At 70.9% G+C, this 11,963-nt stretch carries 12 protein-coding genes; 3 read left to right on the forward strand and 9 right to left on the reverse strand.

Going from position 1 to position 11,963, the window contains the following annotated elements; translation table 11 throughout:
• On the forward strand, nt 1–944 hold a 944-nt coding region (locus ABD331_RS48295; RefSeq protein WP_344491570.1), incomplete at its 5' end, for an NADP-dependent oxidoreductase.
• Here ABD331_RS48295 and ABD331_RS48300 read toward each other — a convergent pair.
• Genes ABD331_RS48300 through ABD331_RS48310 form a run of 3 tightly spaced genes read right to left on the reverse strand, consistent with a single transcriptional unit; the run spans nt 934 to nt 4,725 of the window.
• Nucleotides 934–2,892: an acetoacetate--CoA ligase gene (locus ABD331_RS48300; protein WP_344491573.1), complete on the reverse strand. Its 1,959-nt coding sequence runs from the start codon at nt 2,890–2,892 to the stop codon at nt 934–936. The genes ABD331_RS48295 and ABD331_RS48300 overlap by 11 nt on opposite strands.
• Before the next feature lie 58 nt (nt 2,893–2,950).
• Nucleotides 2,951–3,808, reverse strand: a complete 858-nt coding sequence (locus tag ABD331_RS48305) for a serine hydrolase (protein ID WP_344491576.1) — start codon at nt 3,806–3,808, stop codon at nt 2,951–2,953.
• Entirely contained in the window at nt 3,805–4,725 is a 921-nt protein-coding gene (locus ABD331_RS48310; RefSeq protein WP_344491579.1) for a LysR family transcriptional regulator, read from the reverse strand. The genes ABD331_RS48305 and ABD331_RS48310 overlap by 4 nt, the downstream gene beginning before the upstream one ends.
• A gap of 147 nt (nt 4,726–4,872) precedes the next feature.
• On the opposite strand from ABD331_RS48310, the gene ABD331_RS48315 reads away from it, so the two are divergent.
• Complete coding sequence (locus ABD331_RS48315) at nt 4,873–6,381, forward strand: penicillin-binding transpeptidase domain-containing protein (RefSeq protein WP_344491582.1); 1,509 nt, start codon at nt 4,873–4,875, stop codon at nt 6,379–6,381.
• A 30-nt stretch (nt 6,382–6,411) separates the two neighbouring features.
• Here the strand turns inward: ABD331_RS48315 and ABD331_RS48320 are convergent, their stop codons facing one another.
• From ABD331_RS48320 to ABD331_RS48340, 5 genes are all read right to left on the reverse strand, one after another.
• Nucleotides 6,412–7,119: an HAD family hydrolase gene (locus ABD331_RS48320; protein ID WP_344491585.1), complete on the reverse strand. Its 708-nt coding sequence runs from the start codon at nt 7,117–7,119 to the stop codon at nt 6,412–6,414.
• A gap of 89 nt (nt 7,120–7,208) precedes the next feature.
• Nucleotides 7,209–7,835: an HAD family hydrolase gene (locus tag ABD331_RS48325; RefSeq protein WP_344491588.1), complete on the reverse strand. Its 627-nt coding sequence runs from the start codon at nt 7,833–7,835 to the stop codon at nt 7,209–7,211.
• A gap of 81 nt (nt 7,836–7,916) precedes the next feature.
• On the reverse strand, nt 7,917–8,363 hold the full coding sequence (locus tag ABD331_RS48330; RefSeq protein ID WP_344491590.1) for a DUF2690 domain-containing protein: 447 nt from the start codon (nt 8,361–8,363) through the stop codon (nt 7,917–7,919).
• Between the two features lie 104 nt (nt 8,364–8,467).
• Entirely contained in the window at nt 8,468–8,977 is a 510-nt protein-coding gene (locus ABD331_RS48335; RefSeq protein ID WP_344491593.1) for a DUF6912 family protein, read from the reverse strand.
• 80 nt (nt 8,978–9,057) lie between these two features.
• Nucleotides 9,058–9,702, reverse strand: coding sequence for an HAD family hydrolase (locus tag ABD331_RS48340; RefSeq protein WP_344491596.1), 645 nt, complete (start codon nt 9,700–9,702; stop codon nt 9,058–9,060).
• Between the two features lie 141 nt (nt 9,703–9,843).
• Here ABD331_RS48340 and ABD331_RS48345 point away from each other — a divergent pair, with 141 nt between their 5' ends.
• Nucleotides 9,844–10,638 (forward strand): F0F1 ATP synthase subunit A, encoded by a 795-nt coding sequence (locus ABD331_RS48345; RefSeq protein WP_344491600.1) that lies wholly within the window; start codon nt 9,844–9,846, stop codon nt 10,636–10,638.
• Nucleotide 10,639: 1 nt separating this feature from the next.
• Here ABD331_RS48345 and nagZ read toward each other — a convergent pair whose 3' ends face one another.
• Entirely contained in the window at nt 10,640–11,920 is a 1,281-nt protein-coding gene (gene nagZ, locus ABD331_RS48350) for a beta-N-acetylhexosaminidase (RefSeq protein WP_344491603.1), read from the reverse strand.
• Between the last annotated feature and the right edge of the window lie 43 nt (nt 11,921–11,963).

Raw genomic sequence — 11,963 nt, forward strand, 5'->3', positions numbered from 1 at the left:
GCCCGGCGCGCGTGGGAAGTGCCGCCGCGCGCCCGGCGCAGGTGGGCGGAGGCGCCACCCGCCGCGCGCCCGGGGCGGCGCCTGTGATGCGGGCCGCGCGGATCCACGGGTTCGGTGACGCCTCGGTGATCCGCGTCGACGAGATCCCCACCCCCCGCCCCGGCCCTGGGGAGGTGCTCGTGGAGGTGGCCGCCACCTCGTTCAACCCGTCCGAGGTCGGCCTGCGGTCCGGGCTGCTGCCGGAGGTGTTCGGCGCGAGCCTGCCGCACACCCTCGGCTGGGACGTCTCCGGCACGGTCGTCGAGACCGGCGCGGGCGTCACCGGGTTCAAGCCGGGCGACCGGGTGTTCGGCATGGTGGACGGCGCGGCGGCCGAGTACGCGGTCGCCCCGGCGAGCGTCCTGGCCCACGCTCCCCGCAGCATCCCGCTCGCCGACGCTGCCGCCGTCCCCGTGGCCGGGCTGACCGCCTGGCAGGCGGTCCACGAGCACGCCCGCGTGGCCGAGGGGCAGAGTGTGCTGGTCAACGGGGCGGGCGGCGGGGTGGGGCTGTTCGCCGTGCAGCTCGCCAAGCTGGCGAGCGCGCGGGTGGTGGCCACGGCGAGCCCGCGCAGCGCCGCCGCGGTCCGCCGCCTCGGCGCCGACGAGGTGATCGACTACACCACGACGCCGCTACCCGCCGACACGGACGTCCTCCTGAACCTGATCCCGGGCACGACCGGGCCAACCGGTGAGAATCGCACCGTCGTCTCGATCGCCGGTGGCGCGGGCCACTTCGTCATGCGCTACGACCCGCACCACCTGACCACCCTCGCCACCTTGATCGACGACGACGCCCTGAAGGTCGAGATCGCCGAGCGGCACCGACTCCCCGACCTGCCTCAGATCCACCGCAGGGCGGAAGCAGGCGACCTGCGCGGCAAGCACACCATCCTCATGGCGTGAAGTGTCGCAGCACCTCCGGATTGGCCATCGCGTCAGGATTGGCCGCGTCCGCGACGGGCGTGCCGAGCAGGATCTTCCGCACCGGGACTTCCAGCTTCTTCCCGGACAACGTCCGCGGAATGCCAGGAACGACCCGGATCTCGTTCGGCACGTGCCGCGGCGACAGCTCGGCGCGCAGCGCGTCGCACAGCGCCCGCTCCAGCGTCTCGCTCAGCGAGGCGCCCTCGACGAGCGTCACGTACAGCAGCAGCCGCCCTTCCTGCCCGAGCTGCCCGGTGTCGATGACGAGGCTGTCGGCGATCTCCTCGAACCGTTCGACGACCCGGTAGAACTCGCTGGTCCCCATCCGCACGCCGCCGCGGTTGAGCGTCGAGTCGGAGCGGCCGTAGATCACGCAGCTCCCGTCCTCGTTGATCTTGATCCAGTCGCCGTGCCGCCACACGCCCGGGTAGACGTCGAAGTAGCTCTCGGTGTACCGCTCGCCGCCGGGGTCGTTCCAGAAGCCGACCGGCATGGACGGCATCGGCAGGCTCAGCACCAGCTCCCCCACCTCGCCGACGACCGGCTTGCCCATCGGGTCGTACGACTCCACCTTCGCCCCCAGCGACCGGCACGGGATGATCCCCGCCCTGATCGGGTGCAGCAGGGTGGCCCCCACGAACCCGGTGCACACGTCCGTCCCGCCGGAGAACGACCCGACGGGGATGCCGGGCAGCTCGGCGGTCACCCAGGCGAAGCCCTCCGGCGGCAGCGGCGAGCCGGTGGAGCCGACCCCGCGCAGCCGTTCCAGCCCCTCGGGGTGGATGCCGGCCTTGAGCGAGGCCATGATGTACGGCGCCCCGACCCCGAAGTACGTCACGCCCTCGGAGTCGGCGATCCGCCACAGCGCGGCGGCCGAGGGGTAGGTGGCGGAGCCGTCGTACAGCACGGGCGTGGCCCCCACCAGGAGGCCGCCGATGAGGTAGTTCCACATCATCCAGCCCGTGGTGGTGTACCAGAAGAACACATCGTCCTCGCCCAGGTCCTGGTGGAAGGCGAGCGACTTGAGGTGTTCGAGCACCACGCCTCCGTGCCCGTGCACGATCGGCTTGGGCAGGCCTGTCGTGCCGCTGGAGTAGAGGATCCACAGCGGGTGGTCGAACGGCACCCGTTCGAACTCCAGCGGCCCCTCCTCGGCCCGCAGCCCCTCCCAGCCGATCACCTCGCCGTGCGGCACCTGTTCGGTGTGCCCGACGCCCGGCTCGGCCTGCTGCGGCGCGCGCCCCTCCTGGGCCGCCGCCAGGTACGGGATCCACACGGTGGCCCGCAGCGAGGGCAGCTCGGCGGCGATCTCGTTGACCGCGGCCGAGCGGTCGTAGCTCTTGCCGTTGTAGTGGTAGCCGTCCACGGCGATGAGCACCTTGGGCTCGATCTGCCTGAACCGGTCGACGATGCTCGGCACCCCGAAGTCGGGCGAGCCGGCCGACCAGATCGCGCCCAGCGAGGCGGTGGCCAGGCAGGCGATCAGGGCCTGCGGGATGTTGGGCAGGTAGGCGGCCACCCGGTCGCCGCGCCCGACGCCCAGCCGCACCAGCCCCGCGCGCACTCTGGCGACCTCTTCGCGCAGCTCGGCCCAGGACATCTCCTGCCTGCCGCCGTCCTCGGAGACGAAGACGAGCGCGGTGCCCTCGGTGCGCCGCAGCGCGTTCTCGGCGTAGTTGAGCGTGCTCCCGGCGAACCACGTGGCGCCGGGCATCTCGCCCGACAGCACCGGGCCGTCGCCGCGGTCGCCGATCACCTCGAAGTAGTCCCAGACCGACGTCCAGAAGTCGGCGGGGTGATCGACCGACCACCGCCACGCGTCCTCGTAATCGACGGGCCGGCCCAGCCATCGCAGGTAGTGGGTCAGCCTGGCGGACTCGACGATCTCTTCGCTCGGCTCCCAGAGAAGCTCGCCCTCAGCAACCATATGCCTCATCCTGTCGCCCGTTAGGGGGAAAGTCATACCCGGCCTTCCCCATAACTTGCTACCTCCGTAGGTGGTCCACCGCCATACGCGCGGCCGTGCCGATCACCGCGTCGGCGCGCGGCTGGTTGAGCGCGGTGCTGAAGGAACGGGTGAAGACGGAGACCGCGTACCGGCCGCCGTCGGGGTACTCGACGACGCCGGACTCGCAGCGCAGCGTCGGCAGCGTGCCGGTCTTGCCGCTGACGGCCACGTCGTCGTACGGGAAGCCGGAGGCCAGGCGGTGCGGCCACACCTGCATGTTGAACACGCCGCGCATCCACGCGCACGACGTCGCGGTGGCGGCCTCGTCCCGCCAGATCATCCCGAACAGCTCCGCCATCTGCCGCGCGGTGCTGCGGTTGGTGCGGGCGGGGTCGAGCGCGCTGAGCTTGGCGATGTCGTCGGGGTCCACGAACGGCCACGCGTGGCCGGTGTCGCGGCCCATGCTGTCGTTCATCTCCCTGGCGCTCTGGACGACCCGGGTGCCGTCCAGCCCGAGCGCCCGCACGGTGGCGTTGACCGCGTCCAGCCCGACCTGGGCGAGCAGCTTGTCGGCCGCCGTGTTGTCGCTCACGGCGATCATCAGGTACGCCAGGTCGCGCAGCGAGATCGTCACGTCGTCGAGCATCGGGGAGAGCCCGGTCGGCCCTGACACCCGGTCCTGCGAGGTCACCGTGACCCTGTCGGTGAGCGCGAGCAGCCCGGCGTCGGCGTGCCGGGCGAGCGTCACCAGCAGCGGCACCTTGTACATCGAGGCCGTGGGCATCGGGTCGTCGGCGCCGTGGCCGAGGTCGTGCCCGGTGTCGATGTCGGCCGCGTACAGCCAGCCGGTGACGCCGGCGGCCCGGAAGAGCCGGTCGAAGGCGGGTGCGCTCATGCCAGCATCCCCGGCCTGCGGCTGACCCGCCGCACGGGTGCGGCGCCATCGTCGGTCATCCCGGCGCTCTCCTTCAACGTACGTACGGCCGCGGCCGAGAAGTCGGCGGACGCGGGCGTCAGCGCGCGCCAGGCGGTGGAGACGCGGCTCGTGATCGGCGAGCCTAGCAGCGGCCTCCAGGTCAGCCCCGGCAGCTCCACCCTCGGCCCGAACGCCACCGCCGCCCCGGCCAGCACCAGCCCGAGCCCCGCGCCGTCGTGCACCTGGGCGGGCACGAAGCCCTGGCGGCGGCACTCGGTCAGCACCTCGGCGCGCCAGCCCGGCTCGCCCTCCCTGGGCGGCATCAGCAGGTCGCGGCCCGCCAGGTCGGCCAGGTGCACCTCGCCGACGCCCGCCAGCGGGTCGCGCTCGGCGAGCAGCACGCCCTGCGCCTGCACCAGGACCTTGCCGAACGTCAGGCCGGGCGCGGCCACGGGATGGCGGACGAGGCCGACGTCGATCGTGCCCTCGGCCAGCGCCGTCACCTGGTCGGCGGTCCAGACCTCGGCGGGCGCGAGGCGTACCTCGGGGCTACTCTCGCGGAAGGCCGCGACGAGGGCGGCCAGCACCGTCGCGGCCAGATCGGGCGGCACCCCCACCTTCAGCACCGTGCCCCGGCCGCCCTGCCTGGCCAGCTCGTGCAGCCGGTCCACGCGGCCGACGATCTCGCGCGCCTCGCCCAGCAGGAGGCGGCCCGGCTCGGTGAGCCTGACCTGGCGGGCCGAGCGGTCGAACAAGCGCACGCCCAGCTCCTCCTCCAGCCGCTTGATGCGCTGGCTGAGTGGCGGCTGGGCCATGCCGAGCCGGATCGCCGCGTTGCCGAAGTGCAGTTCCTCCGCGACCACGATGAAGTAGCGCAGATGCCGGACCAGGTCCATGACCAGCCACTATATCCAGATTTATATCTATGAAGCGGTCATATCAGTATTGGACAGCACGCTAGGGGCTCTGGTGTTCTCTGCGGCATGGCACCACAAACGGGGAGAATCTATGGCAGACGGCGCCGAAGGCGGTGGCCGTGGCTCGTGGCGGCGCTCCTGGTCCCGGCCCTCGTGGCGGGCGGCGTCATCTGGGCGCTGCGGGTCGAGGGCTCGCCCGGGGAGACGGCCGAGCGGTACCTGGCCGCCTGGTCCGTCCAGGACTACGCGGCGATGCGGGCGCTGGTCGCCGACCCGCCCGCCGACTTCGAACGCCTGCACAAGCGCTTCCTCACCGACCTCAAGGCCACCCGCGCCGCCTTCCGCCCGGACGGCGAGCCTGACGGCGACGCCGTCCCCTTCGAGGCCGCCCTCGCCGGGGGCCGCGACTGGACCTACGACGGCCAGCTCAGGCTCGTCGAACGTGACCGCGCCTGGAAGGTCGCCTGGAGCCCCGCCACCCTGCACCCCCTGCTGAAGAAGGGCATGTCGCTCAAGCTGATCACGCAGCAGGGCGACCCGGTGCGCGTCCTGGCCGCCGACGGCACCGACCTCAACAACGCGAGCGCGCCCGGCTCGGTGCAGCAGCTCGTCGAAGGCATGAAGCAGACCTTTCCCGACCGCTTCGCGGCGCTGTCCCGCACCAGGATCGACCTCTACCAGGGCGACAAGCCCGTCAAGACCGTCGCCGCGCAGCAGGCGGGCAAGGAGCCCATCCAGACCACCATCGACCTGAAGGTGCACCGGGCGGGGGCCGAGGCGCTGCAGGGCGTGGAGAAACCAGCCTCTCTGGTCGCGCTGCGCGCCTCGACCGGGGAGATGCTGGCCGTGCTCAACGCGCCGGGCGGGTTCAACCGGGCGCTGCTCGGCAAGTACCCGCCGGGCTCCACCTTCAAGGTCGTCACAGCCTCCGCGCTGGTCGCCGACGGCGTCGAGCCTGACCGGCAGGTCGCCTGCCCGGCCGAGAAGAACATCGGCGGCTTCCCCTTCCACAACGCCGGCTTCGAGGACTTCGGCACGCTGTCGTTCCGCGACGCGTTCGCGCACTCCTGCAACACCACGTTCGGCGAGATGAGCGTCGCCGAACTGAACGGCGGGCGGCTCGGCCAGGTCGCCAGGAGCTTCGGCTTCGGCACCGCCATCACGCCGGGCGTGCCCGCCGTGCGCGCCGAGTTCCCCGACCCCAAGGACGACACGGACCTCGCCTCCGCCTCCATCGGGCAAGGACGGGTGCTGGCGAGCCCGCTCAACATGGCCTCCGTCGCCGCCGCCATCGCCTCCGGCTCCTACATCCCGCCCCGGCTCGTCACCGGCGAACCCGTCCCCGGCGGGCAGCCGGCCGATCCCCGGCCGCTGGAGGGGTCCGTGGTCAAGGCCCTGCGCCGGCTCATGCCCGCCGTCGTCACGGACGGCACCGCCCACGGGGTCAGCTTTCCCGCCGGCACGGCCGGGAAGACGGGGACGGCGGAGTACGGGTCCGGCAAGGAGCCGCCCGCGCACTCGTGGTTCATCGGCTATCAGGGGGATGTGGCGTTCTCGGTCATCGTGGAGGGCGGGGGCGCGGGGTCGGCCGTCGCCGCCCCGATCGCGGCCCGCTTCCTGCGCGCCCTGCCCTGACGCCCAACGCTTCCCGCGCGGCGCAGTTCGTCAGCGCGCCGCGCGGTCCAGGGGCGCCGTCAGTGCGGCGACCGCCGCCACCACCTCGGACGCGTTCGACAGATCGGGCAGCACCACATCGGCCCCGGCCTCCCGCAGCTCGGACGCCATGGATCGCCCGGAGGCCACCCCGATCATCCCCGCCCCACCGATCTTGGCGGCCTGCACGTCCCGCGTGGAGTCCCCGATCACCACGGTGTTGGCAGCGGTGAACACCGCCCCCACCCGCTGCTTGGCCCGCGACTGCGCCACCTGCAGCAGGGTCGCCTTGGGGTAGACCTCCTCGCCATACCCCCCGAGCTCGAAGTCGACGTACTTGTCGAGCCCGAACGCCTTGAGCTTATGGACGGCGTTGGCCCGGATGGTCCCGGTCAGCACCGTCTGCGTCACCCCGTCGAGCCGCGACACGGCCTTGAGCGCCGCCTTGGCGCCGGGCATCATCCGCCCGTCCTGGGCCAGCCGCCCGCGCCGGTCGGCGAAGGCCATGGCGAGGGCGGACAGGAAGCGGGGCAGGTGGTCGTCCTCGGCCACGATGCCGTTGACGGCGAGCGTCTCGAAGACGATCTCGGAGTCGGGGCGGCCGGCCGGGGGGACGAGCTTGACCAGGGGCCGCCCGGTCACGACGCGGAACGCCTCGGCGTAGGCGTCTCGGGTCACGATGGCGACGTCGACGAGCGTCAGATCGACGTTCCAGAGCACAAGGCGGTTGATGGCAGCCTCCTGAGGGGTCCCTGCAAGGGTAAGGCCGGCACCGCCGCCCGGGCCCCGCCTGAGCGATTACGGCATGCTCAGGCGTGGTCGAGCGCGTCGGTGAGCGTGTCGACGACCGGCAGCCCGGTCTCCTCCAGCTCGGCCCTGGTGGTCATGCCGCCGGTGTAGAGCACCGCCTTGGCGCCGACGTGCTTGGCGGCGAGGCCGTCGTCCACGCTGTCGCCGATCACCAGGACCTCGCCGGGATCGACGCCGATGGCCTCGATGTGCGCGGTCATGTGGGCGGCCTTGCCGCCGCCGGTGGCGCCGGTGAGGCCGTCGATCCTGGTGAAGTGCCGGGTGATGCCGAACGACTCGACCTTGGGCACCAGGTGGGTGTGCGGGGCCATCGAGCAGAGCGACTGCGTGCCCGTCCAGGTGGAGAGGATGACCTCGGCACCCGAGGCCAGCTCGCACACGTCGCACAGCTTGAAGTAGTGCTCGTGGAAGCCGTCGTCGAGGAGCTGCCACTCGCCCTCGGCGAGCGGGCGGCCGAGCAGGCGCTCGTAGGCGACCCAGATGGGGCGGGTGAAGACGGCGCGGAAGCCGTCGAGTGTCAGCTCAGGCAGCTCGTACGGTCGGAAGATCTCGTTTGTGGCTGCGACCACGGCGTGGGAGTCGTGGAAGAGCGTGCCGTTCCAATCCCAGATGATGTGCTTTGTCATGTCACTTCCCAGCCTAAATGGCCGGTGTGACATTCCGGTGAACCGGGGGCTGCGACGGCGCGGCCACAGCCCCCGTAGCCGTTACCGGCAGGCCTTGCCCGTGGTGCCGGAGCCGTTCTGGCCGCCCCTGCCGCCGTTCCACTGGACGAACACGCTGCCCCAGGCGCACATGTCCTTGGCCCAGAGCATGTCACCCCAGTGGCGGCCGCCGTTGCCGGCCTTGAACCTGAACGAGCCGGACCGGCCGTCCGCGGTGTAGACCTTGATGGTGCCGCTCGCGGAGGTGGCCGTCCTGACCTCGATCCAGTTGGTCTGGCACTTGCCGGACCACATGAGCTTGATCGTGCCGACCTGGCCGTTGGCCCGACTGTTGATCTTCGCGCTCTTGACGACCCTGGCCGCGTTGCCGCAACCCGACCGGTAGGGGTCCTGGTGGTCGTACGGCTTGAGCGTGGCCGCCTGGGCCTGCGCTGTCGTACCGGCCAGGAGCGTCACCGCACCCACAGCGATCGCTGCGACTCGACGCATCACGTGGAACCGACTCCTTCAGTCAGACAAACCTTGCTGGGTCGTGACCCTAGCGAGATCCGGCCCGGCGGTATCGGAAACCACGCCCGTCCGTAATCGCACCGTTATGGGCGCAGCAGGTCGGGGATCTCCTGGGTCGCGTACCACATGAGCTCGTGCGCCTCGGCGCCGTCGACGGTGAAGCGCGCGTCGTCGTCGCCCTCGTCGGAGGCGGGCAGCGCGGCGACGGCGGCCTCGACGTCGGCCACGGCGTACTCGTCGTCGATGTGCACGGCGGCCACCTTGGCCATCGGAATCGGCGCGGCGAGGCGTACCCTGGCGCGTTCCTCCAGGTCGACGCCGACCGTGGCGGAGCGCTCCGGCACCTCGGCGGCGACCACCACGCGGCGGGGCGCGGCCTCGACGCCGTCGGCGCGGTCGGCGGCGAGCATGCGCAGGGAGGCGCGGGCCGCCTCGGTGAGCGCGACGTACTCGAGCTCCTCGGTGTCGCCAGAGGCGTACCACTCGATCAGCGCGGGCGTCACCGCATAGCCGGTCAGCGGGGCGGGGCCCAGCTCCCCCGCCTCGACCGCCGCGGCCAGGGCCGGAAGAGTGCACGGCAGATAGACGCGCATGACGAACCTTTCCATCACTGTGGGCGCACCAGATATCCGTCACCCTACTGATAGGGCCTGGTCACGACGGCATCGACGGGTTATTTGCGCAACGTGAGCCGCAGCAGGGTCTCCATCTCGGCGATGGTGGTGGCCGCGTCGCGGTGGTGGATCCCGGCGATGCCGAGCGCGCGGGCAGCGACGATGTTGGCCTCGATGTCGTCGATGAACACGCAGTCCTCGCCGGTGAGGCCGATCCGGCCGAGCGCGTGCTGGAAGATGCGCGGCTCAGGCTTGCGCATGCCGACCTCGCCGGAGATCACGACCGCGTCGAAGACCTCGTCCCAGTCGTCGCGCGGGTAGGTGTTGGACCAGGAGTTGGACAGCAGGCAGGTCTTGACGCCGTTGCCGCGCACGTCGCGGAGCATGTCGTACATGGCCTCGACCCGCTCGAAGCCGGCGAACATGCGGTCGAGCAGCCCTTGGGCGACCGGCGGCACGCCGTCCACGGTCAGCAGCCGGGCGGCGAGGTCGCTCTCGAAGGCGGCCCCGTCGATCTCGCCGCGTTCGAGCGCGTGCACGAGGCTCTCCCCGTCACCGCCCCGGTAGGCGTGGTCGATCAGCTCGCGCATCACGGTGTAGTAGCGGTCGGCGTCGATCCTGTCGGCCGCGATCCATCGGGCGATGGAGTCGGAGAGGCTGGTCGTCAGCACGCCGCCCCAGTCGATGAGCACACCCGTAACCATCGTTCTAGGGTAGAGCGTCAAAGATACGACTTTTACCGGAATACACCCACAATTACCACGAAATAACCCTTAAAAAAGGACGTCCGAAATATCCCGTTAAGGTGACCTTCCAGCGTTAGTCGCTACCCAGAAGGGACCGCCGTGCGGACGACGATCCTGATCACCTCCCCTGAAGAGTGGACCGCTCCGGGCACCGAACTCTTCGAATTCGCCCCCATCATCCCCGGCGGACCGGAATGGCTCACCAAACCGGTCCTCATCGTCATGCTCAGCTCAGTAGTGGTCATCGCCCTCTGCTGGGCCGCGTTCGCCAAACCGAAGATCGTGCCACGGGGCTGGCAGAACCTCGGCGAGTACGCCTACGACTTCGTACGCGAGCACGTCGCCAAGCCCAACCTCGGCAAGGACTCCGACCGCTGGATGGGCCTGCTCCTGACGATCTTCCTGACCGTGCTCGTCTGGAACCTGATGGGCGTCGTCCCGCTCATCCAGTTCCCCGCCGCCGCCTACATCGCCTTCCCCGCCGTGCTGGCGGTCTCCGTGTACGCCATCAAGGTCTGCCTCGGCGTACGCCACCACGGCGTGCGCGGCTACCTGCGAGGCGTCGTGTACCTGGAGGGCCTGCCCGGCTGGGCGTACGGCATCTACGCCCCGCTGATCCTCGCCGAGGTCTTCCTCACCTCGCTGTTCACGCACTTCATCCGGCTGTTCGCGAACATGTTCGCGGGCCACCTCCTGGTGGCGTTCTTCGCCTCGGTGGGCTTCTGGTTCCTGTTCGAGCAGCTCTCACCGCTCGGCGCGGCCCTGGGCGTGCTCGGAGTGGCGATGACCATCCTGATCACCGCCTTCGAGATGTTCATCATGTTCCTGCAGGCGTTCCTGTTCGCCATGCTCGCCGCCATGTACATCGCCAGCGGCCTGCACGGCTCCCATTGACTCAGGCGCGGGCGGCCAGCTTGCGGTGCTCCGGCGAGCGCAGCACCTCGGCCGCCCGCTCAGCGGAGGCCACGGGCGCCTCGGTCAGCAGCCCCCTGGTCTGCTTCAACGTCAGCAGCCGGGTGACCGACTCATCGAGGCGCTCCTTGGAGATCCGGCCCGACTTCACCGCCGTCAGCACCGCGCTGTAAGCCCTGGGCAGGTCGTTCGGCATGAGCAGCAGGTCGGCGCCGGCCAGCACGGCCCGCACCGCGATCTCCCCGTCGTTGTACTTCTTGCGCACGCCCGCCATGTTCAGCGCGTCCGTCGAGATCACGCCATTGAACCCGAGCTTCTCCCTGAGCAGCCCGGTCAGGATCGGCTTGGACAGCGTCGCCGGGTCGCCCGACGGGTCGAGCTTGGGGAAGACGAGGTGGGCGCTCATCACCGCGTCCACCCCGGCGGCGATCGCGGCCTTGAACGGCGGCGCGTCGATGCGCTCCCACTCCGCCTTGGTGTGCTTGATCACCGGCAGCCCGGTGTGGCTGTCGACGGACGTGTCACCGTGGCCGGGGAAGTGCTTGGCGGTGGCGGCGATCTTCGCGTCGGCGAACCCCTTGACCGCCGCGGACACCATCTTGGCCACCTTCTGCGGATCATTCCCGTAGGCGCGGCGGCCGATGACCGGGTTGCGCGGGTTGACGTTGACGTCGGCGACCGGGGCGAAGTCGAGGTTGACGCCGAGCGCCCGCAGCTCCTCGCCGGTCGCCTCGGCCACGTCCCGGGCCAGGCCGGTGTCCTTGGTGGCGCCGATCTCCGCCGCGCCGGGGAAGTCGGTCATCAGCGCGGACATCCTGGAGACCAGGCCGTTCTCCTGGTCGGTGCCGATCAGCAGCGGCACCTCCTTCGAGGCCCGCTGCATGCCGTTGGTCAGGCCGACGACCTGGCCGGCGCTCCTGACGTTCTGCGGGAACAGGATGACGCCGCCCAGGTGGTACTTCGCGATCACCTTGGCCGGGGTCTGGGCGGCGTACCTGGCCTGGTTCTCGCCGGAGACGGTGTCGGCGGCGGTGCCGTACAGGACGGGCATGAAGAGCTGGCCGACCTTCTCCTCGACGCTCATCCTCGCCAGCACCCGCTGAACAGGGCTCTGCGCCGGGGCGGTGCTCGCCGCAGGGGTGGTGCTCTGCGCCGGCGGGGCGGCCTTGCCTCCGCTCGGCGTCACCTCCGCCGAGCCGCCGCCACCGCCGCACGCGGTGAGCGCGATCACCAGAAGCCCTGTCGTACCGATCCGTCGAAGCATGACTCCAAAGGTATCCAGACGACGACCCCGCCGGGGCCGCACT

The sequence above is a fragment of the Nonomuraea monospora genome (assembly GCF_039531895.1).
GTDB classification, from domain to species: domain Bacteria; phylum Actinomycetota; class Actinomycetes; order Streptosporangiales; family Streptosporangiaceae; genus Nonomuraea; species Nonomuraea monospora.